Annotated in this window: 24 protein-coding genes, 1 tRNA gene and 2 pseudogenes; 12 read left to right on the forward strand and 15 right to left on the reverse strand. The window is 46.9% G+C overall.

Annotated features, from left to right (window positions below; translation table 11 throughout):
• The first annotated feature begins 445 nt into the window (after window positions 1-445).
• The 4 genes and pseudogenes from UNITIG_RS20500 to csrA all read left to right on the forward strand — a co-directional run bounded on the left by UNITIG_RS20500 (window position 446) and on the right by csrA (window position 5,368).
• Window positions 446-3,329: pseudogene (locus tag UNITIG_RS20500) on the forward strand (ribonucleoside-diphosphate reductase subunit alpha).
• Between the two features lie 99 nt (window positions 3,330-3,428).
• Window positions 3,429-4,685 (forward strand): ribonucleotide-diphosphate reductase subunit beta, encoded by a 1,257-nt coding sequence (locus tag UNITIG_RS20505; RefSeq protein ID WP_101760200.1) that lies wholly within the window; start codon window positions 3,429-3,431, stop codon window positions 4,683-4,685.
• Between the two features lie 87 nt (window positions 4,686-4,772).
• The gene (locus UNITIG_RS20510; protein WP_101760201.1) at window positions 4,773-4,970 is read left to right on the forward strand and encodes a hypothetical protein; all 198 of its coding nucleotides are present in this window, start codon (window positions 4,773-4,775) and stop codon (window positions 4,968-4,970) included.
• A gap of 206 nt (window positions 4,971-5,176) precedes the next feature.
• Complete coding sequence (gene csrA, locus UNITIG_RS20515) at window positions 5,177-5,368, forward strand: carbon storage regulator CsrA (protein ID WP_101760202.1); 192 nt, start codon at window positions 5,177-5,179, stop codon at window positions 5,366-5,368.
• A gap of 103 nt (window positions 5,369-5,471) precedes the next feature.
• Here the strand turns inward: csrA and UNITIG_RS24695 are convergent, their stop codons facing one another.
• Both UNITIG_RS24695 and UNITIG_RS20520 read right to left on the reverse strand, forming a co-directional pair.
• Window positions 5,472-5,786: an ATP-binding protein gene (locus UNITIG_RS24695; protein WP_235015538.1), complete on the reverse strand. Its 315-nt coding sequence runs from the start codon at window positions 5,784-5,786 to the stop codon at window positions 5,472-5,474.
• Window positions 5,783-7,057: a response regulator gene (locus UNITIG_RS20520; RefSeq protein ID WP_235015539.1), complete on the reverse strand. Its 1,275-nt coding sequence runs from the start codon at window positions 7,055-7,057 to the stop codon at window positions 5,783-5,785. The genes UNITIG_RS24695 and UNITIG_RS20520 overlap by 4 nt, the downstream gene beginning before the upstream one ends.
• Before the next feature lie 413 nt (window positions 7,058-7,470).
• On the opposite strand from UNITIG_RS20520, the gene UNITIG_RS20525 reads away from it, so the two are divergent.
• Complete coding sequence (locus UNITIG_RS20525) at window positions 7,471-8,094, forward strand: response regulator transcription factor (RefSeq protein WP_101760203.1); 624 nt, start codon at window positions 7,471-7,473, stop codon at window positions 8,092-8,094.
• A gap of 34 nt (window positions 8,095-8,128) precedes the next feature.
• Window positions 8,129-8,323, forward strand: a complete 195-nt coding sequence (locus UNITIG_RS20530; RefSeq protein ID WP_235015540.1) for a CPXCG motif-containing cysteine-rich protein — start codon at window positions 8,129-8,131, stop codon at window positions 8,321-8,323.
• On the opposite strand, the gene UNITIG_RS20535 is transcribed toward UNITIG_RS20530, so the two are convergent.
• The 4 genes from UNITIG_RS20535 to UNITIG_RS20550 form a co-directional block, all read right to left on the reverse strand.
• On the reverse strand, window positions 8,320-8,667 hold the full coding sequence (locus UNITIG_RS20535) for a YqcC family protein (protein WP_101760205.1): 348 nt from the start codon (window positions 8,665-8,667) through the stop codon (window positions 8,320-8,322). The two genes, UNITIG_RS20530 and UNITIG_RS20535, sit on opposite strands and share 4 nt — an antisense overlap.
• 29 nt (window positions 8,668-8,696) lie before the next feature.
• The gene (gene dinG / locus UNITIG_RS20540; RefSeq protein WP_101760206.1) at window positions 8,697-10,814 is read right to left on the reverse strand and encodes an ATP-dependent DNA helicase DinG; all 2,118 of its coding nucleotides are present in this window, start codon (window positions 10,812-10,814) and stop codon (window positions 8,697-8,699) included.
• 89 nt (window positions 10,815-10,903) lie between these two features.
• Window positions 10,904-12,061, reverse strand: coding sequence for a 1-acyl-sn-glycerol-3-phosphate acyltransferase (locus tag UNITIG_RS20545; RefSeq protein WP_101760207.1), 1,158 nt, complete (start codon window positions 12,059-12,061; stop codon window positions 10,904-10,906).
• Between the two features lie 58 nt (window positions 12,062-12,119).
• On the reverse strand, window positions 12,120-13,013 hold the full coding sequence (locus tag UNITIG_RS20550; RefSeq protein WP_101760208.1) for a hypothetical protein: 894 nt from the start codon (window positions 13,011-13,013) through the stop codon (window positions 12,120-12,122).
• 183 nt (window positions 13,014-13,196) lie between these two features.
• Between UNITIG_RS20550 and UNITIG_RS20555 the strand changes: the two genes are divergently transcribed.
• The 3 genes from UNITIG_RS20555 to UNITIG_RS20565 all read left to right on the forward strand — a co-directional run bounded on the left by UNITIG_RS20555 (window position 13,197) and on the right by UNITIG_RS20565 (window position 14,251).
• Window positions 13,197-13,273 (forward strand) — tRNA-Met (locus tag UNITIG_RS20555).
• 214 nt (window positions 13,274-13,487) lie between these two features.
• Window positions 13,488-13,715 carry a hypothetical protein gene (locus tag UNITIG_RS20560; RefSeq protein WP_101760209.1) on the forward strand — a complete coding sequence of 76 codons (228 nt, stop codon included), beginning with the start codon at window positions 13,488-13,490 and terminating at the stop codon, window positions 13,713-13,715.
• Window positions 13,716-13,978: 263 nt separating this feature from the next.
• Window positions 13,979-14,251: a hypothetical protein gene (locus UNITIG_RS20565; protein WP_101760210.1), complete on the forward strand. Its 273-nt coding sequence runs from the start codon at window positions 13,979-13,981 to the stop codon at window positions 14,249-14,251.
• 432 nt (window positions 14,252-14,683) lie between these two features.
• Here the strand turns inward: UNITIG_RS20565 and UNITIG_RS20575 are convergent, their stop codons facing one another.
• The 5 genes from UNITIG_RS20575 to UNITIG_RS20595 form a co-directional block, all read right to left on the reverse strand.
• The gene (locus UNITIG_RS20575) at window positions 14,684-15,475 is read right to left on the reverse strand and encodes a tyrosine-protein phosphatase (protein WP_101760212.1); all 792 of its coding nucleotides are present in this window, start codon (window positions 15,473-15,475) and stop codon (window positions 14,684-14,686) included.
• A complete protein-coding gene (locus tag UNITIG_RS25240) occupies window positions 15,472-16,074 on the reverse strand; it encodes a TetR/AcrR family transcriptional regulator (protein ID WP_101760213.1) in 603 nt (200 codons plus the stop codon). Before UNITIG_RS25240 ends, UNITIG_RS20575 begins: the two co-directional genes overlap by 4 nt.
• Window positions 16,075-16,283: 209 nt before the next feature.
• Complete coding sequence (locus UNITIG_RS20585) at window positions 16,284-16,610, reverse strand: hypothetical protein (protein WP_101760214.1); 327 nt, start codon at window positions 16,608-16,610, stop codon at window positions 16,284-16,286.
• 298 nt (window positions 16,611-16,908) lie between these two features.
• Window positions 16,909-17,427, reverse strand: a complete 519-nt coding sequence (locus UNITIG_RS20590; RefSeq protein WP_101760215.1) for a carboxymuconolactone decarboxylase family protein — start codon at window positions 17,425-17,427, stop codon at window positions 16,909-16,911.
• A gap of 3 nt (window positions 17,428-17,430) precedes the next feature.
• Window positions 17,431-17,928, reverse strand: coding sequence for a carboxymuconolactone decarboxylase family protein (locus tag UNITIG_RS20595; protein ID WP_101760216.1), 498 nt, complete (start codon window positions 17,926-17,928; stop codon window positions 17,431-17,433).
• A 133-nt stretch (window positions 17,929-18,061) separates the two neighbouring features.
• On the opposite strand from UNITIG_RS20595, the gene UNITIG_RS20600 reads away from it, so the two are divergent.
• The gene (locus UNITIG_RS20600) at window positions 18,062-18,487 is read left to right on the forward strand and encodes a diacylglycerol kinase (RefSeq protein WP_235015541.1); all 426 of its coding nucleotides are present in this window, start codon (window positions 18,062-18,064) and stop codon (window positions 18,485-18,487) included.
• Window positions 18,488-18,678: 191 nt separating this feature from the next.
• A complete protein-coding gene (rpsT, locus tag UNITIG_RS20605; RefSeq protein ID WP_101760217.1) occupies window positions 18,679-18,945 on the forward strand; it encodes a 30S ribosomal protein S20 in 267 nt (88 codons plus the stop codon).
• Window positions 18,946-19,027: 82 nt separating this feature from the next.
• Here the strand turns inward: rpsT and proB are convergent, their stop codons facing one another.
• The 4 genes and pseudogenes from proB to rplU all read right to left on the reverse strand — a co-directional run bounded on the left by proB (window position 19,028) and on the right by rplU (window position 22,182).
• Window positions 19,028-20,149, reverse strand: coding sequence for a glutamate 5-kinase (gene proB, locus UNITIG_RS20610; protein ID WP_101760348.1), 1,122 nt, complete (start codon window positions 20,147-20,149; stop codon window positions 19,028-19,030).
• Window positions 20,150-20,194: 45 nt separating this feature from the next.
• Window positions 20,195-21,390, reverse strand: a pseudogene (gene cgtA, locus UNITIG_RS20615) (Obg family GTPase CgtA).
• Between the two features lie 206 nt (window positions 21,391-21,596).
• Window positions 21,597-21,854 (reverse strand): 50S ribosomal protein L27, encoded by a 258-nt coding sequence (gene rpmA, locus UNITIG_RS20620; RefSeq protein ID WP_101760218.1) that lies wholly within the window; start codon window positions 21,852-21,854, stop codon window positions 21,597-21,599.
• A 16-nt stretch (window positions 21,855-21,870) separates the two neighbouring features.
• The gene (rplU, locus tag UNITIG_RS20625; protein ID WP_101760219.1) at window positions 21,871-22,182 is read right to left on the reverse strand and encodes a 50S ribosomal protein L21; all 312 of its coding nucleotides are present in this window, start codon (window positions 22,180-22,182) and stop codon (window positions 21,871-21,873) included.
• Between the two features lie 290 nt (window positions 22,183-22,472).
• Here rplU and UNITIG_RS20630 point away from each other — a divergent pair, with 290 nt between their 5' ends.
• Window positions 22,473-23,435 (forward strand): polyprenyl synthetase family protein, encoded by a 963-nt coding sequence (locus tag UNITIG_RS20630; protein WP_101760220.1) that lies wholly within the window; start codon window positions 22,473-22,475, stop codon window positions 23,433-23,435.
• The last annotated feature ends 102 nt before the right edge of the window (window positions 23,436-23,537 follow it).

The following is a 23,537-nucleotide window of genomic DNA, read 5'->3' on the forward strand; positions in this document are numbered from 1 at the left end:
TATCTACTCTATGTTTGCAGGTTAGCGGTCACAGACAGATCCTTTTATCCACACATTATCCACAACTTCTCCTCAGCATATTGCCCTTGCAAAAGAGCCAAAAGCGCATTATCTTGTATAAAGTTTTTCAATAACCCCAATATATAGGGGTGACGCACCGACAAAAACGAAGAAAAATTAACCAAATCATAAAAAGTTAGTACTTACTTTTTGTTATGTGTAGAAAAACAGAGGGGATAAGACGGAAAGCCGTTGCCATCAGATCAGCGCCTAACTCGATAACAGCCATGTCATGGCCCTATCGCTAGGCATATTTATCGGCACCTATGCAAAAACTGCTTTTGCCAGGTTCGCCGATATTATTTTGATAGCGACCACCACTCGCCCCAAAACCAATGATATTAAATGCTGAGCTGACGCTGCGATCGCAGCACCCGGAGAACCTATGCACACCGAAGTAGACGATAACAAGAATGTCGCCCCTCCTGCGGCAACAACCTCTACAACCACCAACGCCGAATTACAAGCAACTGCTCCGGGTCAATTACGAGTTATCAAGCGTAATGGCACTGTTGTTAGTTACGATGACAGCAAAATCACCGTGGCCATCACCAAAGCCTTTCTCGCAGTTGAGGGTGGCTCGGCAGCGGCATCTACCCGCATTCATGAGACGGTAGAAAAACTGGCTCAACAAGTCAGCGCCATCTTCAAACGACGCATGTCCTCTGGCGGCACTATCCACATTGAAGATATTCAGGATCAGGTTGAATTGGCTCTAATGCGTAGCGGCGAGCACAAAGTGGCTCGCGATTACGTACTTTACCGTGAGCAGCGCCGCCAACAGCGCGCCGAGAAAGCTGCCTCAGAACCCACCAAGGCTCACCCCTCTATTTCGCGTTACTCTAGCTGATGGCACTCAGGCGCCACTAGACCTTGGCCGCATGGAGGTCATAGTCGGTGAAGCCTGTGCCGACCTAGGCAACGTGTCAGCGCAAGCGATTATCGATGAAGCACTGAAAAATCTGTATGACGGCGTACCACTATCCGATGTAAACACCTCGCTGGTTATCACTGCCAGAACAATGGTGGAAAAAGAACCTAACTACAGCTACGTTACCGCCCGCTTGCTACTCGACAATTTACGCGCCGAAGCACTGACATTTTTAGGTATCGCCAGCACCGCCACTCAAGCGGACATGAGCACACTCTACACTCAGGCACTACCTGCCTATATTGAGAAAGGTGTCGAGCTGGAATTATTATCGCCAACCCTAAAAGAATATGACATGGAGAAACTGGGGCAAGCGCTGGATCCCTCGCGTGACCTTCAGTTCAATTATCTGGGCCTGCAAACGCTTTACGATCGTTACTTTATTCACAGCAACGGTGTCCGCATTGAATTGCCACAAATTTTCTTTATGCGTGTTGCCATGGGGCTTGCTGCTGAAGAAGCGCAAAAAGAAGAGCGTGCTATTGAGTTCTACCGCCTGCTTAGCTCTTTCGACTACATGAGCTCAACACCAACATTATTTAATGCCGGCACCTTGCGGCCACAACTTTCATCTTGCTACTTGACCACCGTGCCCGACGATCTGCACGGTATTTATGGCGCCATTCAAGATAACGCCATGCTGTCCAAATGGGCTGGCGGTTTAGGTAACGACTGGACCCCTGTGCGCGCTTTGGGTGCTTATATAAAAGGCACAAACGGCAAATCACAAGGGGTTGTACCCTTCCTCAAAGTCGTCAACGACACTGCCGTTGCGGTTAATCAGGGCGGCAAACGCAAAGGCGCTGTTTGTGCTTACCTCGAAACCTGGCACATGGATATCGAAGAGTTTGTTGAGCTGCGCAAAAACACCGGTGATGATCGCCGTCGCACCCACGACATGAATACTGCCAACTGGGTTCCTGACTTATTTATGAAGCGGGTATTCGATGACGGCCAGTGGACGTTATTCTCGCCTAACGATGTGCCCGATTTGCACGACCTATACGGTGAAGCCTTTGAAACTCGTTACACCGAATACGAAGCACAGTGTAAAAGCGGTGAAATGAAGCTATTTAAAACCGTTCGCGCCCAGGAATTATGGCGCAAAATGCTAGGCATGTTATTTGAAACCGGCCACCCATGGATTACCTTTAAAGATCCTTGCAACATCCGCTCACCACAGCAACATGTTGGTGTCGTGCATTCTTCCAATCTGTGTACCGAGATCACACTCAATACCAATAAAGAAGAAATTGCCGTTTGCAACCTCGGCTCAGTCAATCTGGCGCAACATATCGAAAACGGTAGCCTTAATCTAATCAAACTGGAAAAAACCATAAAAACCGCTGTACGTATGCTCGATAATGTTATCGACATTAACTACTACTCGGTGCCACAGGCGAAAAAGTCCAACTTGCTTCACCGCCCTGTAGGTCTGGGTTTGATGGGTTTCCAGGATGCGCTCTACATGCAGAGTATCGCTTACGGCTCTGACGAAGCGGTAGCATTTGCCGATCGCTCCATGGAAGCCATTAGCTACTACGCCATTCAAGCCTCCTCAGCGTTAGCCGAAGAGCGTGGCGCCTACACAAGTTTCAACGGCTCACTGTGGAGCCAGGGCATATTGCCTATCGATTCAGTGAAAAAACTCATCGACGAGCGTGGTTCTAATTACATCGAAGTAGATCAATCAACAACACTGGACTGGGACACACTACGTGAAACAGTTAAAACCAAAGGCATGCGTAATTCTAACGTTATGGCTATTGCGCCTACTGCTACCATCGCCAACATTACCGGTGTATCGCAGTCGATTGAACCGACGTATCAAAACCTGTACGTAAAATCCAACCTCTCTGGAGAGTTCACAGTTGTAAATCCGCATCTAGTTAAAGATCTGAAAGCTCGCGGCTTGTGGGATAACGTCATGGTGAATGACCTGAAATACTACGAAGGTAGCGTGCAGAAAATTGACCGCATCCCCGCTGAACTCAAAGCACTCTATTCCACCGCGTTCGAAATAGAGCCGCGCTGGATTGTTGATGCTGCTAGTCGCCGTCAAAAGTGGATTGATCAAGCGCAGTCATTAAACCTCTATATTTCAGGTGCATCGGGTAAGAAACTGGACATCACCTATCGGATGGCTTGGTTCCGTGGCCTTAAAACTACGTACTATCTGCGCGCTTTAGCGGCCACCGGTACGGAAAAATCCACCATCGATACCGGTTCTCTCAACAAGGTATCGTCCAAAGCAGCCGCCCCTGCTGCAGCTGCAGGACCAGCACCGGTACCGCAAGCCTGTTCGCTGGACGACCCTGACTGCGAAGCATGTCAGTAACAAGCAGCGCTACTCAACAACCTCGCATCTAATGGCCGGGTTGTTGGGCAAGCACAGAATAATGACATTAAATTGATAAAGTATTAAAGGTGAAAAAACATGCTGAACTGGGATGAATACCACATTGAAGAAGGCGCCAGCGCCCCAATCCCTCCTGTTGTAGAAACACCCGAAGCGGCTCCTGCCACTGCTCTCAATGCTGAAAAAGTAGCTGAACCTGCTCCGAATTATGAAGCCGAACCATCTGAAGTTCAGGTTACTGATGCCGTAGCAAAAGCCGAGGCCGCCATCGCAAACCTTGATGTCACTGCCGGCCTGGAAGACCTGGAAATGGGCGCAGCCCGACTGACGGTAGACGACAAAGCGATGATCAATTGCCGCGCCGACCTGAACCAATTAGTGCCTTTTAAATATGACTGGGCCTGGCAAAAATATCTGGATGGTTGCGCCAACCACTGGATGCCACAAGAAGTAAATATGACGGCGGATGTCGCCCTGTGGAAAAACCCGAATGGTTTAAGCGATGACGAGCGTCGCATTGTTATGCGCTCACTGGGTTATTTTTCTACTGCGGACTCACTGGTCGCCAACAATCTGGTATTGGCTATGTATCGCCATATCACTAACCCCGAGTGTCGTCAGTATCTGCTTCGCCAGGCTTTTGAAGAAGCCATTCACACCCACGCCTACCAATACTGTGTTGAATCACTGGCGATGGATGAAGGTGAAGTGTTCAATATGTACCGTGAACTGCCTTCTATTGCTAAAAAAGCTGCCTGGAGCTTGAGTCATACTCACTCGCTTTCAGACCCTAACTTTAAAACCGGTACACTGGAAAACGATCAAGAGTTGCTGCGTAACTTGATTGGTTTCTACGCCGTCACCGAAGGTATTTTCTTCTATTGTGGTTTTACCCAAATTTTGTCCATGGGTCGTCGCAATAAGATGACCGGTGTTGCCGAGCAATTTCAATATATTTTGCGCGATGAGTCCATGCACCTGAACTTTGGCATCGATGTTATCAATCAAATTAAACTGGAAAACCCGCAGCTGTGGTCAGAAAGCTTCCAAAAAGAAATCATTCAAATGATTTTGGAAGGGACGCAACTGGAAATTGAATACGCCAAAGATTCAATGCCACGCGGCGTGCTTGGAATGAATGCAGCGATGATGGAAGAGTATTTGCAATTTATTGCTAACCGCCGTTTATCTCAGCTTGGTTTGCCGGAGCAATATCGCGGCGCACAAAATCCATTCCCATGGATGAGTGAAATCATGGATCTACGCAAAGAAAAGAACTTCTTTGAGACCCGTGTTATCGAATACCAAACAGGTGGCGCGCTAAACTGGGAGTAATTTACCCAACTACCGCTAAGTGTGCAGCCTGAGCTGTTCAGTGCTGCACAACATCAAACCATAATTATGTGACTACAGGACAGGGCCATGAGCGACGACAAGAAAGCCCAGCTAGATTCCGAAACAATCCTGATGACTCTGGACCAGATCGGCCAGACCATCGATATTATGACCAATGTTGTAGGCCGGTTACGAGGCTATATAACCGAACAGACCTCAGCCCAAACTAATCAGGATAAGGAAATAACACCCACCGTAGCCGAGCATTCCCAAACACTACACTAGTAGTCGCACCCGGCCACCGGCATTGTAATCGGCCAAATAAACACCTCGCAGCCAGCGGGGACGTACTCCCCCTCGCTATTAATACCCAGGTAACGTCATTAAGTAATACCACCTATGACTGTAAGTACATGAGCGAATTATGACGCCCACGAGCAAGCGCTAAACTAGCCTCAATTCAAGTCAATACCATTAGGAGGGTTTTGCAAATGCTCGTATTATCCAGAAGGTTAGGAGAGACTTTAATCATCGGCGACGATGTTAAAATCACGGTGTTAGGTATTAGCGGAAATCAGGTTCGCCTCGGTATTGCCGCCCCCAAAGAAGTCAGCGTCCATCGCGAGGAAGTGTACCGTCGTATTCAAGACGAACAAGGCCAGCAACTAAGCCAAACCGCTTAATACGCCACAATATCACATTAGCTGCGACCCTATTTCATTTAGCGTCGCAGTTAACTTCCAATATTCTACCCCAATCAATTAGCCATCGAGAGTAGTGATTATTTCACCTCGGGCTACTTGGCTGCGGGTAAACTAAAATAGAAAATACTCCCCCCCGAGGGTTGGGTTTGTAGCCGATTTGACCGCCATGATTAGTAATAATCGACTGACAAATAGAAAGCCCAATTCCCATACCGTTCGCCTTGGTGGAATAGAATGGCGAAAATAAGTTCTCAACCGCTTCCGCCGCCACACCAACGCCATGATCAACCACCGAAATAACAACAGCGCCGTCCTGATGGTTTGTTTCCACCAACACACCTTGCTGCCGGTTTTCTGTTTCTGCTACTGCCTCCATCGCATTGCGAATTAAATTCAATGCCACCTGCTGAATTTGCACCATATCGATAGCAATAACGGGTAATTCCCTATGCGGATCAAAATGCACCCCACATCGTTAATCCGTGAGTCCACTTCTGCCAGGGCAATAACATCACGCACCATGTCATTAACATCTACCTCGACCAAACCACCGTCGGGTTTCTTTACAAACTTTCTAATACGCTGAATAACTTCAGAAGCACGCTCCGACTGAACCCCTAAACGGTCCAGAATATCGGCCATTTTTTCTGCATCTAAAGGGTCCTGTGACAACAATCGTTTCGCGACGCGTGAATAATTCGAAATAGCCGTTAGCGGTTGATTCACTTCATGGGCAATCCCTGCTGCCATTTCGCCGGTAGTACTCAAACGCTCAATATGAGCAATATTTTTTCGCTGCGACTCCAGTTCTTCACGCGCAACTCGCAATTCTTCTTCGCTGTGCACCCATTCGCTTATATCCCTCAGCACTACCACCGCCCCACCTTCACCGCGCGGCGTTGAAGTAATGGCCACAGGGAGCAAACTTTTATCTCGACGACATATCACTTCCATGTCACTGTGTACTGATTGCCGCAACCGATAACTTTTATAGGGCAGGGTTTCATTTTCAGGGACATGATGATCGCCATCCACATCAAACAATTTTAGCGTGGATAACTGTTCCCCCACACAGTCCGACGAAGCCCAACCACAAATCGCAGTCGCGGAAGGATTCAGCATCGAGATTCTGCCGTCGCTATCCAGGCCAATAATACCTTCACTAACAGCATTAAGTATTTGCTGATTTTCTGATACCAGCTCTTCATTACGACGCGCCAGCTGCCGCTCCAAACGATGGATTTTTATATGATTCCGTACGCGAGCAACCACTTCGTCAGACTGAAATGGCTTAGAGATATAATCAACACCCCCCACAGAAAAACCTCTTACCTTGGCACTGCTATCTTCCAAGGCAGATAAAAAAATCACCGCAATACTAGCGGTTTCAGGGTTTTTCTTGAGCGCTTCACAGACCTCGTACCCATCCATACCGGGCATCATAATATCTAACAGAATGAGAGACGGGATTACTTTTTGAGCAATATCTAAAGCAGTTTCTCCATCTTTAGCAGTTAATAATTTATAGCCGGAATTAAGCAAGGTTTTGTAGAGTATTTGCAAATTGATGGGACTATCATCAACTAACAACACATATTCCAGCGAACCATCTTGAGGAGACACTGCTTCCAGCACCGTATGCTCTTGTTGCAAGTCTGTATCCTTCATGCCGCGTCCTATTTTTTACCTAAATACTCACTAACAGCAGAGCGAATAACCCTGCCACCCACAACAAAAAATCAACCGGAAAATATATTCCCGCACAACTGAACCACTCACTAATTACAGCGCTGCTGTCGCTTTTCAGCTGTAGTAAATCATTGATCTAGTCACTTATTTATTTAACAGCTTAGGAATATCTCAGCGATTAAACAACAAACTATCGACGAATTCAGCAATACGGCCTATCGAGTGCTAACACTAAAACCTACTGAATATTGAATTACTTGGTAGGCGAATCCACACCCGCGAATGGCAAAAAAACAAGCAATATACGTACAAATACGCACTTAGGGCTTTACGAGAGCTTAAAAATGCCATATATAACTGTACAGAACTATAAATAAAAAGGGACCCTAACAATGGAAACACCCTCTCGCATTTATATCATCGAAGATGATGATGCTGTTCGCGACTCGCTACAAATGATGCTGGAATCCATTGGCCGCGAGGTCATGTCCTTTGCCAGCGCCGATAGTTTTCTAGCCAGCTACTCACAAGACATGGCCGGCTGCATTGTGCTGGACATCCGCATGCCAGGCATGAATGGCATGGAGCTACAACGCAAACTGAATGATATCAATTCGATATTACCTATTATCTTTGTCACCGGCCATGGTGATGTACCCATGGCGGTAGAGGCTATGCAACAGGGCGCCGTCGATTTTGTACAAAAACCCTACCGGGAGCAGGAATTACTCGACAAAATCAGCCAGGCAATGGCCCTCGATGAAGAAAACCGTAGCAGCCTGTTGCAGCGTCAAGTCATTATTGAATGTATCAAGGAACTCACTCCCAGAGAGTTGGATGTGATGCGACTGATGGTCGACGGCAAAGCCAATAAGGTCATTGCTATTGATTTGGATATTAGTCAACGTACCGTTGAGATACATCGCGCCAGAGTCATGGAGAAACTCAGTGCTAATTCCCTCGCGCACCTGGTACGTATGTATTTAGCCGTTGAAAGCGAATTAGCCGAAAGTTAATTCAGCCACCATGCACGCTGTCATCAGCAAAATAGTGCCATGCCCTTATTGCGGCGAAACCTTTGAAGCACTTATCGATACCAGCGCCGGAGATAGTAGCTACACGGAAGACTGCTATGTATGTTGCCGCCCGATTATTTTTAACTGCATCATTAATACCGATAGTTTTAGCGGTGATGACGATCACAATATTACAGTCACCACTCACACTGAAGACGATAGTTACTAAAGCTTGGGCACAGCTTGTTCACCCGCCGCGGAGAGCAATTGATCCAAACTCTCCAATACGCTTAATAACTCGTCAGCATTTATGTTTATTTTATTAAAATACTCTGCCGCCATCGGGGCGATAGCACAACGAACGGGTAATGTTTGCTGTTGCTCCAGTAACAAGCGCATCTTAGGTAAAAATATAAATTGCAGCCATTGCACAAAGGTTAACGTATCTATACAAAAAGGCTCCACACTGGCTAACGCTTTTGCTGAAGGGGAATCCTTTTGCCACTGACCTGAATTTCGCAATAGCAATTCTATATCCATTAACAATGACGCAACTTCAATCGCAACAGTCATAAATTTTCCTGGCGCATAAGAATACCCAGCTATTTGCCAATACTTCGCTTAAATGGCGGCAGCGAATCCAACATTGCCTGCCCATAGCGCTTAGTAACCACCCGCCTGTCTAACAGTGTCACCTTGCCGCTATCGGTTTCTGTACGCAACAAACGGCCGCTCGCCTGCACCAATTTCAACGCGGCATCCGGCACAGTCATATCCATAAAGGGATTACCGCCCCGGCTTTCAATCCACTCGGCTAGCGCTGCCTCAACCGGCTGATCAGGGACCGCAAAAGGAATTTTAGCAATCACCACATGGGTGCAATATTTACCAGGTAAATCCACACCTTCGGCAAAGCTGGCCAAGCCAAAAATAACACTAGCCGCGCCACTATCAACGGCCACCTTATGGAGCCGCAATACTTCATGCTTAGGATAACTATTTTGCATGACGATACGCTGCTGCCACTCTAACGCAATACCTTCGTAAACTTGTTCCATTTGTCGCCGCGAAGCAAACAATACCAGGCTGCCTTCACAGCTGTTTAATATTTTCGGCAACAAATCGATAACCGCTTCGGTATGCGCTTCGGCATCAGATGGATCGCAGTCCATATTTGGCACCACCAACTCACCGGCAGTAAAAAAGTCAAAGGGACTGGGTACCACAGAATAACTACTTAACTCAGGCGTGCCGGCACGCATTTTAAAACGCTCAAAACCACCAAGTGCTGTCAGGGTGGCTGAGGTAACCACCGCACCATAGCATCGATTCCACAAATAGCGCGATAAGGTATTCGCCGCCAAAATCGGGCTACTACACACTTCAAAATCCAGATTACCGCTGGCATTATCTACCACAGACACCCAGCGACCACGCGGAGGATCTTCAGCCTTGTCGGCACGGCTATAATCTAACCACAGCGAGTTATTAGCCTCTGCCCGACCACGCAACATAGAGAACGCTGGAAACCATGATTCGGCTTCCTGTTTATTAATCGCGTTGCCTGACTCCTCCATTGCCTCATCCAATAATGTACAACAGCGGTCTAACAGGTCGTGCATGGTGCGAAATTGTGCCGCCAGTTCCACCGCTTGAAGACGATAAGCGGTTGGCACTATTCCCCGCTCAAAACGATGCGCAGGAATAGAACCACGCCGGTCTGGCTCAGTATTTAACTCACCCTCAAAACTATTAAACAACATACCAAATTGTTGCTTAAGCGAAGTCATGACAGCTGGTAAAGCCTGCAGCGGTCTGTCAATGCCTGCGCCATCACCCAGCTTGGGAGCAGCTTTTGCTAGTACCTTGATGCCTTGGTCTAACCACTTTTCAGTGGAACGCAAGCGACAGGAAAGGGCAAAATGATTAATCGCTTTATCGGGTAGATGATGGCCTTCATCAAAAATATAAATGCAATCTTCAGGGTCCGGCAAAATAGCACCACCGCCTAGAGATAGGTCAGCGAGCACTAAATCGTGATTAGTGACAATCACATCCACCTTACCCAACTGTTCTCGACCTTTATAAAAACAACACTGGCTGATATTGGCGCAGCGTCGTCCGGTACATTGAGCATGATCAGTGGTGACCCGGGACCACACGGATAAATCAAGTTCCTGCGACCACGCATCCCGATCTCCATCCCAATCTCCAGCGCCTAACGCGGTAATCATATCCTGATAGACCGTCAAGGTTTGAGTATCAACTTTGGACTGTAATTCATCCGGGTATAAACCCATCACTTCATTACCTGCATCATTATCCTGCAGCACGCCATCAAGTTTGGATAAACACAAATACCGACCACGACCTTTCGCCAGTGCAAAGCTGAACGCTAAACCACTGTGACGTAATATATCCGGTAAATCTTTGTGAATAATTTGCTCCTGCAGTGCCACAGTCGCAGTCGAAATGACCAACGTTTTTTCTAACGCCTGCGCGATTGGTACCGCGGCAATGGTGTACGCAATCGTTTTCCCTGTTCCTGTGCCGGCCTCTACCACACACACTGGCGCCTCTTCGGTTTCAGCTACCGAAGTTAAAGTACGGGCGACATCAGCAATCATTAAACGCTGGCCATAACGCGCCTTCAAATCCTTGCTCTCAAGCAAAGTAGAGTAAGCGGTCTGGATAGTGTGCTTAATATCGTCAGTTAACATGAGATTATGTGAATAAGTGAACGGTAAGCTATTCTACGCGAGTATTGCATAGCAATGACCAACGAACGCAAATAAGCTAATTAATGAAGTTACTGCAGGTACTGTTTTTTGTTATCAATGGTATTAGCATAAATACCCAGCGCATAAGGTTGATGCGCTTGCGGTAAAGTCTGGATACGCTGCTGGAAAGATTTTTCCTGCGCCTCTAAACCAGCAATAGCAAAAGGCTTATTAGCACTGCTTACCAATCCATCCGGGTAATATCCATGTAGCATTTTATAAGCGAAGAAATTACTGGGGTGCAACACATAGCGACTCACCACCTGCTCATCGACAGCCGAAGCCACTGCATCAGCATCAACGAAGTCGCCGGTGAGCTGTTCACCAAAGGATACATGCACCTTACCCTTGTTACCCGCAATGCCTGCAGCGATTGAAGCAACATCTTCGTGCTCCGTTTTTTGATACTTACCCTGCTCAGTAGTGATGTAGAGCTCTTTTGCCTTGGCACTATCACAGGGATCTAATTCATAGGAAATTGAAACCGGAACAATATTCAATGCATTAATATAATCTGAAAAACTTTCAGTGGCCTTGTTCTGGCTCATTGCCAACATTTTAATGATCGCAGGCTCAGTACGATCTTTACCATCCTTGGCTCGACCTTCTCGCTGTGCAATCCAAATGGGATTTTTATCTTCTTCAATTGAATGCCGAATATAACTTGAGAGTAATTTATAGGCCGCCAAAATTTGTCGCGGCCCTTTCGCAGAACGCTTAACAATAAAACTTTTATTAAGCCGCATTAAGTCAGATACATACGGTTTGGTCAGCAAGTTATCGCCAATCGCAACCCGGACCGTATCGTGATCATTATGATATAGCGCGTAATTCACAAAGGCCGGATCCAGTGTAATATCGCGATGGTTGCTCATAAATAAATAAGGCTTGGCCGGATCCAGTTGATCCAGACCCGAGACCGTAAAACCAGTAGTAGTGCTTTCAATCATACTATCCATGTAATTTTTAATGATGTGTTGAAAGCCATCAACCGTCGCCACACCACGAAGCTGGCCCTTTAAAAACCGACGAACCAATGGATAAATCAACCAAGTAAACGATTTATGCCACGCCCCCAACTTAAGGCTCGCAATAGCGGATATGAGTTCATCATCCCTAATCAGGCTCCGCAGAACAGCTGGAACTTCGGCATCGTTATAGGGGCGAATATCGGCAAACTGACCCATCTTTGCTCACTTATTGGCGGTTAATCCGTGGCGGGGAACAATACCGGAAACAGCATTATTAGTCACTAGACGCCTCACCCTTATCGAGTAATAGCGTCATTAGTAATATCCCCTGCGCCGTAGCATGGAAACTAGGTTTTGGCTTAGTGATGGCGAGACTTTTGCCAGTGAAACCAAAATATTTCTCTCCGGTCATTGCCAGCAGTGGCTGGAACGGGCTCCAACCGCCGCCTGCCAATTGCTGATTAATGATACGGCGTAGCCAAATAGGATTAACATCAGCAACAGCACCTGTATCAACCAACATCAACACCCGTTGCAAATACACATCAACAACACGCGGATCCCAAGTCAACTGCTTAACAATCATTGACTGCAAAACTTCCACCTGCCGTTTCATTTCTGCCTCATCACCACAGGCATTCTGCTGGCGAAACTGTAATCCCATTAACTGATGGGTGACGCAAGCCGGGCTAATAGGATGGTGATCCGAACAAAAACCATCCTCCATTTGTGCTTGCACCAATGCCTGAGCTTGCAAACCCTGATCGCAAGTTAGACCGTAAATAAAATATAAATTGTAATCAGGAAACCCCTCTAAACGCTGGGCAAGATTGCTACGACCTGAGTACAGGCCAAATAAAGGCCGCCAGGGGGACGCAAGATTTCCATCAATATAACGCTTGCGATAATCATTATATAAACGCTGCAAACGATAATCGTTAGATAATTCAGCACTGCGCTTAATCATCCACCACAACATGGCATTATTTTGTGTTAACAAACTATCACGGTTAGTGACCGCCCAGTGGGTGGCTTTCTCCAGACTACTGGCAATAATATGCTGTTCTACAGGGTCAACATCGCGATTGTTTTCAATGAACAGCGCTGTATAAATTAGCACCGGTAATGCAAGGATTCCAAACACGAGCCATAAGCTCTTTTTCATCATTATTATTATTCCATCAGATCAAATATCAAACTTAAATACACTGTAAAGCTTATAAAACAAAACACCAATAATATATTCTGCTTATTTAACCATAATTAATCTTGACCTATAACAAGCACACCCCTATGATGCGCGCCTTGTTAACGACAGCGCCACAAGAGCTGGACGTAACAGAGTTATCGATGCGGGGTGGAGCAGCCTGGTAGCTCGTCGGGCTCATAACCCGAAGGTCGTCAGTTCAAATCTGGCCCCCGCTACCAATTAAAAAAGGCTTGCCATTGGGCAAGCCTTTTTTATTGCCTATGCATTCATGCCTTTGGCTTAATGACTACCCTTCGAATAAAATATTAGTCATTAATTTCAGTGATTCAAACAACCCATTGACGACGCACCTCTTTCTCTCTTAGTGTCGTCAGCCTTGCAGCTGCATGCTAAGCTTAGCGGCAAAGACCACTAAAATATTTGGAGATTACTATGGAAGCACTTCCTGCTCTATTCACCACCTTCGGTGTTGCTGCACTGCTCGCTAGCTGGGTATCACTACTTTTTACCAGCGCCAAAGAAGACTTCACCTGGGGACTGTGCGCTTTTCTCCTCCCACCTCTAGCCTATGGCTATGCGTTATTGCGTCTGGATATTGCCAAAGAATCACTGGTCCTCGCCTTGATCGGTTGCGTATTAGTAGCCGCAGGCCTCGCTTAACACAACCCGGATAATCACTTATCCCTTTACCAGCTCACTCATCATGCAATGGGCTGGTAATTAACAAAACTTTAATCCCGTACACACCTGCATCAAAGTAATTAAAAACCTTAAGAATCAAATACTTAAAACCCATAAGAGCCATCAAACTGAAGATGCCGGCCCCGCCAGCAAAACAGTCCGTCTAGTCGGCTAGCAATTACGTTTTCAGATGGTAGAATGCCCGCACAATTTTAGCCAACAAGGAAAACTCTGAGACTCGCATGAAAAATTTTTTATCTATTTTAATAGCTCCCGCATTATTAGCCGTATCCATGACGGCAACTGCCGCCAAACCAACCAGCATCACTTTTGCCGCGGACGGAACAACTCCCGATGGCGTTGAATATTCAAACTATATTGTCAAATGCTCCAATGGCCAGAAGCAGCCACTAACCGCCTGGAATCAGCGTAAAAAATGGTGTGTCGGTAGTGACTCGCTGGATAACTGCCATAAAAAGCAAATTAAAGCTGCCAAAAACGCCTGTCAGGCATAGCACTGCAAAAAGACCAGTTAGCGTGCTGCATTGAGCATTTGCGCTATACCCCAATTAAGCCATACTGAAGAATACTACCTCAGCATGGCTTAATACTTTCTAGCCATGATAAATCAGCTAACCACCCTGTTGAGTAGCAATCATGCAAAATCAGCCGCTTTCAGTCTTCACCCAATATACACAGCACTTCTCGGGCCGAAGAGCCTCCACAAGCACCTCAACCGATGCCTCCTCATTTGGCGACCAATTATCCTGGATAAATCACACCCGCATAGAGATCGACTCTCGCCACACCCGACCAGAACAAGATCCGAGCAATGCAACTGCCTATCCACTACACAATTTGCAAACCAGCATTAAATTAGTGCTAAATCAAAGCAATGGAAACAAAGCCAAAAAGAAGCACAAAGAACGCAACCAATGAAATACCGGCTAGATTAGATAACGCTCTTGCAACCACGCTTTCTCTTCAACACCCACACCTAACACTTCTTGCAGATAAATATCCAGGGAAGGAAATTCGTTATCAATGGCATCGAATGCTGTTTGTAAATAGCTCTCGCGGACTTCCAGCATAGGACGTATTGCACCACCATCTCCCTGCCATTGATATTTATTTTTTATCCGCTCAATTTCATTTTCGATATTAAAATAATCAGCTGTTAGCATATAATCTTGCATAATAGTGGCTCTCGACACACCTAAAGCTGACAACACCATCGCTGCTGCAAACCCCGTACGATCCTTGCCAGCAGCACAATGCACTAACGAGCCGCCCGCTTGCTGGCTCAGTAGGTACTGAAACATCTGACGATAAATTGCCCCTTGCTCCAAAGCAAATTCGCGGTTAATCAAACACATGTAATCCGCCATTTCCTTGTCGCCAAGACTACCACTACCCACTTTGTCAAAAAAACCGGTAGAACTACCCGGATCAATCGGTAAACCAACCACTTCAGGCATTGCATTCACTGGAAAACAACTAGGATCATGTTCACGCTCAGCATCGCGCCTAAAATCAAACACAACACGTATATCCAAGGCTGTAAATTGCTGATGATCATTACTGGTCAACGCTGACAATTGACCGGAGCGAAATAATGTACGCCACTTTATAGTGCGGCCATCTATAGTTTGATAACCGCCGTAGTCACGAAAATTAGGGGTACCTTCAAAAGGCAAGTGTCGCGAAGGCAACATAGTCATATTATCCGAATCACTCATGATCGTTCCGCTGGCCCCATAACGAATTCAGCCAACTTCAGGATCATCTCAGTCTGTAACAATCTCGCTTCATCAGAGTAGGGATCCTGATCCAACATATCCTTATAGAGCGGCGCCATAGTCAGATAGGACATCATAATATTATTGAGTGCAATAATAGCGAACGGTTGCAACTCTGGATTTCCTAAACCGAACAATTTCTTTTGAGCTTCTTCTCCTCGCCGATCAAACATCGGTTTCACCATACGCTCAACCAATTCTTTAGTATGAGGCCCACCCGAAAGTGCTGCATGCTGAATGAGTCGAGCAAAGTTTGGATTGTCATGGTGTAAGTTCACCACTTTTTCCAACCACTTCAAGACGCTGCTTTGACTAACATCATCGCCTTCCAACATTTCCACCAAAGGAAAATAAAAACGGGAAATTAGCCGCTCAACGACGGACGTATATAAAGCCTCTTTATTGCGAAAATGGTTATAAAGACTAGGGGACCGAATCCCGACAACATCGGCAACATCGCCCAAGGATGTTGCGTCATAACCCTTTTCAGCAAAGAGATCCTCTGCCGCATCGAGTATTTTTTCTGCGGTTGATTTCATGGAGCCCCCCTCAAGGCTAAAGTTGTCTTAAAAATTCGCCGAAGTATAACTAATATTGATTCAGGGCGATATGGCACCAAGCTTTAAAAGACCGGCTACTCAATCACTCAAGAAACCTAAGTCTAGCCAGGGAAGTTACAAAAATATCAGACGAAAAAAAGGAGCTACCTAAGCAGCTCCGGTTCACGAAGGGAGAGCTACGTGAGAAACTAATAATCAGCTGTCAGCAAAGCCAGCTCGGTCATCCTATCCATTGATTCCATGCGCGCTTTATAACGACGCGCACTGCGATTATATTGATCAGCAATGTCATTCATTCGATCAATCGCCTGATTGTGACGGCGACCATCCTGTACACAGCTTAAAAACAACTCCTGCTGAGCTAAATACTCTTTTACCGCAAATTGGGCCTGTAACATTTCATACTCACCTGCTTCATCAGGGTGCGGCAAACCTGGCGCCTCGGCCTCTATACACGCAGCATCCACCAAAGCCGAAACTACCGATAACCACAATAATGCTGCTACTTTCTTCATAAGCCTACAAACCTAACTTTTCAGGCGACCACCGCCATGGCTAAAACTCAATATTGAAATTAAGCTTAGCGGCTAATACCGCCGAAATCATGGGGAAAAGTTGGCAATGTTTTGCTTGACAGGAACTACCATCAAGACATGTAGAAACAATCAACACCCACTGCCAAATCCTGCCAATATCAATTGTTATTTTTACCAGAACCATATGATTAAAGTGAAAATATTACACTTTTCCATACCAATCAATATAACGCCGATTGCAAAAATTAATGCTTTGTTTCAAATAATGAGCCCACACTCACACTGGCGTAGGCATTGTAAACACTGGCAATGAATCAGGCATACCACCTAACGAAACCGCTATTTTTGAAAAGCCCATAAACATAGCCAGCCCAGCGGTTAATTCTACAATTTGCGCCTCACTAAAATGTTCTGTCATTGCACTTTTCAATTCATCTGTCAGCGCCGCTGGATTTTTCAAAAAAACATCAGTGTAAGCTATAACCAATTTTTCCTTATCACTCAACGCGCTACTCGCATAATTATCCCTGATCAAATCGACCTTGGCTTCCGTCAATCCCGCTACTTTAGCCTGCTCGAAACGAACATTTTTACAGAACACACAATTGGTAGTTCTGGCATTACGTAGTCGTGCAATCTCTTTGTAATTGTGTTCCAGCTCCCCTCGACTCCACAACGTTGCATATAACCGGTTAAATGCTTGTAGCGACTCTGGCTGCAACGCCAAGGCACTACCACTAATGGGGTCTCCTCCCGCGGCATTTGCTGGCGGGCTCACTCTCGCGGTCGTAGCCATCTCTTAATCCTCCAGTACAATGATTTGTAATTGCTTATCTACTGCAACATCCAACATTAACTGAAACCGACAAAAGCCATCAAACATCGCTAACGCTTCCATTAAGGCGACAAACCCATTGTCGCCCAGAGAATGCTGCACCGCTGCTGCCACCTCGTCGCTAATAGCATGAGGATCGATCACAAACAATTCAGCCAATTCCAAACACCCCCGCTCGGATCGTGAAAAAACATTGGCTGTATGCCACTGGGATAACTGCTGAATTTTTTCTTCTACTAAACCGGCATCTATTGCCAATTGATAGCGACGATTCAACTCCGGTTTACAATTATGTAGCTGTGCCACCCTGAGCCGAGTCAACTCCAAAATCACCACACTCAGCGACGTGCGCTGCCATAGCACCGCAATAAATCGCTGATAATCTGCCCAAAGATTAGGCCTTAGCGAAAATATCTGGCCAAAAGTGCCTCGCTGTTGCGATGAATGCCGCTGCCAAATCATAAGCCAACCTATTATTTGAATTGCATAACCAGCACAGTACTGGATATTTTTACGCACCCAGCATAAAGCACTGTATTTTTATCAAGCAACCAACATATTATTACCGTTTACTTACTAATAAGCCTCCCGATACATGAGTAAGCACACTCCCGACTCAACAAAAGACCCTGAACCGGCAATGAATAAACCGGGGAAAACGGGTATCGCTCGTATAATCGCAGCCGGCGGCTATTCGGCCAAAGGACTCAAGGCCGCTTGGCTACACGAGGAAGCCTTTCGAGTTGAAACCTGTCTTGCCGTGGTTTTTGTACCATTAAGCTTTGTAATCGCCGACACCCTCGCCCATCAATTACTACTCATTGGCAGCTGCTTTTTAGTACTCATCACCGAATTGATTAACTCCGCTATTGAGGCCATTGTTGACCGGGTTAGCACTGAACTTCATCCTCTATCAGGACAAGCCAAAGATATTGGCTCTTCAGTAGTATTCCTGGCTATGGCCTTATTCCTAATTTGCTGGTGCCTAAGTTGCTGGGACTATCTTCAAGGAGGCGGCTGAAGCTTCTAGGTCACAAACACCAAACCAGCCATAAATCACAAGAATACATCCAGATGCCTTCTGTGGGTTGACATCAGGGATTGAACAAGGAATAATCCCGCCTCCTAAATTCAAGCTCGCTTTTCTATCCACTTATATGATCGATCTGCGGGACAAAACTTTACACTTTATCGACACTCAGGATTGAAATAATGGCGAACTCACCACAAGCCAAAAAGCGCGCCCGTCAGGCGGAAAAACGTCGCCAGCACAATGCTAGCCTGCGCTCGGTTGTACGTACCTCTATTAAAAAAGTTATTGCAGCGATCCAGTCCGGCAATGCAGAAGAAGCCACTCAGGCGTATAACGCAGCCGTACCGGTTATTGACCGCATGGCTGACAAAGGCATTATCCACAAGAATAAAGCCTCGCGTCACAAGAGCCGCTTAAATGCACAGGTTAAAAGCCTGGCTGCCTAAGCCATTAGGTCGCAAGCATAAAAAAACCGGCAACAGCCGGTTTTTTTATGCTCATTGTTTCACTCGATACATTTCACTCCGACTATACAAGCACTAGATTATCCCTGTGGATCAACTCTTTATCTCCCTGATAACCGAGTAGTTGCTCTATCTCAGCACTACTTTTTCCACATAGCAACGCCGCCTCTGCCGCACTGTAATTAATCAAACCTCTGGCAACCTCCAACCCGTCTTTATCCTGGCATGAGACCAAATCACCACGCTCAAACGCGCCCGACACCGACTTAACACCTACTGGCAGCAAACTCTTACCCGAACTGCACAACACCCTCACAGCGCCATCATCAAGCGTCAACTCACCTTTCAATTTGGACATGCCCGCCAGCCATTGCTTGCGCGCCAACAAGGGCTGCTGAGCCGCACGCAACAATGTACCCACTTGCTCACCAGCGGCAATTTTGAGTAGTACGGAGTCCAGCAAGCCACCGGCAATGACTGTATTGGCGCCAGAACGTGCCGCCAACTTTGCAGCCTGAACCTTGGTCGCCATCCCACCACGCCCCAGCAGACCACCACCACCTGCCATTGCTAATAGCCGGGCGTCACTGGCATCCGCTTCATGCAATAATTCCGCTTGCGGATTAGAGCGCGGATCAGCCTCATACAAGCCTTGCTGGTCAGTCAAAATAACCAAGGTATCGGCATCAATTAAATTGGCAACCAATGCCCCCAGAGTATCGTTATCACCAAACCGTATTTCATCAGTAACCACGGTATCGTTTTCATTGATCACCGGAATCACCCCCAGCGCCAACAATGTGGTCAAGGTACTGCGGGCATTCAAATAGCGGTCACGGGCCGATATATCATCATGCCCCAATAAAATCTGAGCAGTATGTAAACCATACTGCTGAAAACAGGATTCATAAGCCTGCACCAACCCCATTTGCCCCACCGCCGCCGCGGCCTGCAAATCATGCAAGGCGTGCGGACGCCTGGACCAACCTAAACGACTCATCCCCTCGGCAACCGCGCCGGAGGATACCAATACCAACTCAATCCCCTGCTGACGTAACTGCACCATTTGCGCCGTCCAATCAGCAATAGCGGCCCTATCCAAGCCTTTACCATCAGCGGTTAATAGTGCGCTACCAATCTTGATAACCCAGCGCTTGGACTGCTGTAATTGCTCTCTGGCACTCATCTCAAAAGAAACCTGCATACACCGTTATTATTCATTACCACGCATTTATGGCTGATAAAAAACCTCAACATCGTAATCGTCATCATCCCAGTCATCGTCATCTGCCTTACTCTGCTGCCTTGCCGCTTTTCTTGCTGCAGCCAACTCCTGAATACGCAAGCGGGACTCCTCCTGCATTTGCGATTGAATGGCATGCTCCTTCTCAGCCAATTCCGGGTCGGTGATCTCACGCTCTCGAATAGCTTCCAGATACGCCATGATATCGCCACAAATGGGGTCAACCCCCAGACGATTAATAGCCGCAATAGAATAAACCGGTCCCTGCCAATCCAATGCCTCAATCACCCGCTGACAACGAGACTCCTGCTCATCAGCCGGCAGCAAATCCATCTTATTCAACACTAACCAGCGATCACGACCATGCAAGGTTGGACTAAAACGCTCTAGCTCCCGCACGATTGCCTGCACCGCGTCTACCGGATCACTATTATCAAAAGGCGCCATATCAACAATATGTAACAACAACCGCGTGCGTGTCAGGTGCTTCAAAAAGCGCACCCCCAAACCCGCACCATCAGAGGCCCCCTCAATCAAGCCAGGAATATCTGCCACCACAAAACTACGATGCGCCTGCACTTTCACCACGCCCAAATTAGGCACCAATGTAGTAAATGGATAACCAGCCACTTTTGGCTTAGCCGAAGACACTGCCCGAATAAAAGTAGACTTACCCGCGTTAGGCATACCCAGCAAACCTACATCTGCCAACACCTTCAGCTCAAGCTTCAGGTTGCGAAACTCGCCCTCGGAGCCGGCGTGGTTTGCCGTGGCGTTCGATTGGTACTGGATTTAAACCGGGTGTTACCCAGACCATGGAAACCACCCTGAGCGACCTTTAAACGCTGACCATGTTCAGCCAGATCACCAAGAATCTCTTGCGTATCCTCATCAATGACCGTAGTACCCACAGGTATCTTCAAGGTAATATCATCGCCACCTTTACCCGTGCAATTTTTGCCCATGCCCTGCTGGCCATTCTCTGCCTGGTAACTGCGCTGAAAACGATAATCCACCATGGTATTAACGGCATAATCAGCCTCTAGCCAGACACTACCGCCATCACCACCGTCACCACCATCAGGCCCACCCTTGGCGATATATTTCTCACGCCGAAAGCTAAGGCTGCCATTGCCTCCTTTACCTGCCTGGACCTTAATACTGGCCTCGTCGACAAATTTCATGCCTGCTCTCCGCTTTTAATAAAAATAGAATTAAATAAAAATAATGCTGTAGATAATAGTCGATCACCCCAACACCATCCATTGACCACTATTCCCTAGATACTCGCCTGAAACAAGCAACACCTAATCAAACCAGCAGCCAAAATGTTACGCATAAAAAAAGCCCCGTCCTGAGACGAGGCTTTCAAAAAACTTCTTACTCGTGCCTAGGCAGAAACTATGCTAATAAATTTGCGATTTTTCGGGCCTTTCACTTCAAATTTCACTACTCCATCTGCCTTGGCAAACAAAGTATGATCAACACCACAACCTACATTTTCACCTGCATGAAAACGCGTACCGCGCTGACGAACTAAAATATTTCCTGCTAATACTTCCTGACCACCGTAACGCTTAACACCTAAGCGCTTGGCATTAGAATCGCGACCGTTACGAGTACTACCACCTGCTTTCTTGTGAGCCATTGTTCAATCTCCTCGTTTAGCCTTTAATGCCAGTGATCTTAACTTCAGTGTACCACTGACGATGACCAGCTTGTTTCATAGAGTGTTTACGGCGACGGAACTTCATAATTTTAACTTTTTTATGACGCCCTTGCTCAATAACTTCAGCAGTTACCTTGCTGCCTTTAACGTAAGGAGCGCCAATTTTAACGCCCTCACCCTCACCAACCATCAAAACCTTATCAAACTCGATGGCTTCACCGACGGCGCTTTCAATTTTTTCTAACTTAAGGGTTTCGCCCTCGATAACACGGTGCTGCTTACCACCGCTTTCAATAACTGCGTACATTGTCTAACTCCAGTGTTGGCCTGCTTGCAATATGAACCAATCTATCAACCAGCCGCCAACTACTCTCAAATAGCCAGCTAGCCAGGACAAGTCCAGGCACCAGAACCACAACATCAGAATATGCGGGTTCGGATTTAAGGGACGCGCATTCTACGGTAGTTTACCTACCACCACAAGCCCCTAACTGCGCTAAAACAGCCCAAGCCAATCATCCAGAGCCCTGCTTGACACAATTAATACAGCAACCTAGCATGCCACCCCGTAAACCAGCCCACTAGACCCAACAAAACATGCAAGCAATACGCGAAACTGTCAGCAGCGAGTTTGAAGCCGTTAACCGGCTCATTATCGATCAATTGCACTCAGATGTGCCGCTAGTAGAGAATATTGGCCACTACATAGTCGATGCTGGCGGCAAACGGATGCGCCCCATGCTGGTATTACTCGCTGGCGGCAGTTGTAACAAACTCAATCAGGACCATGTCACCCTGGCCGCCGTGATAGAGTTTATACATACCGCCACCTTACTCCATGACGATGTTGTCGACCTCTCCAATTTGCGCAGAGGACGACCCACCGCCAATGCCGAGTGGGGCAATGCTCCCAGCGTGCTAGTGGGTGACTTTCTATATACCCGGGCCTTTCAACTGCTAGTAGCAATCGGCAACATGGAGGTTATGAACCTCATCGCCGACACCACTAACAACATTGCTGAAGGCGAGGTATTACAACTCACTAAAGCCGGCGACCCGGAAGCCAGTGAAAGTGATTATTTTCAAGTCATCAAAAACAAGACTGCAGTACTATTCGCCGCCGCCACTGCTGGCGCGGCCATGCTATCAGGGCGCGACGATGAAACAGTAAGCTGCTACTACGACTATGGGCTGAACCTCGGCCTGGCTTTTCAATTAATCGATGACGTACTGGACTACGAAGGCGACCCCGCAGAAATGGGCAAAAACGTAGGCGATGATCTGGCTGAAGGCAAACCCACTCTTCCCCTTATCTATACATTAAAAAATGGCTCCACTACCGAAGCAGATATCATCCGCAGAGCTATCATGAAAAAAAGCAAAGATAACATTGAGCAGGTGATACAGGCCGTTCAGAGCTGCGGTGGTCTAGACCACACCAAGCAAATCGCCAAGGACCACCAGCAAAAAGCATTGGCCGCCATTCACCACCTCCCACCAACCGACTATAAAGAAGCAATGATTAAATTAACGCACCTGGCCATTACTCGGAAAAATTAGCCCATCAGGCTTATTTTTCAGGCAAAATCGTCACAAAACCGCTATATATTTACCACCAAACGCATTCTATAGTTGTCATATCCGCCCCCAGGTATCAAAATA

It is taken from the genome of Oceanicoccus sp. KOV_DT_Chl, from assembly GCF_900120175.1.
Taxonomy (GTDB): Bacteria; Pseudomonadota; Gammaproteobacteria; order Pseudomonadales; family Dasaniaceae; genus Oceanicoccus.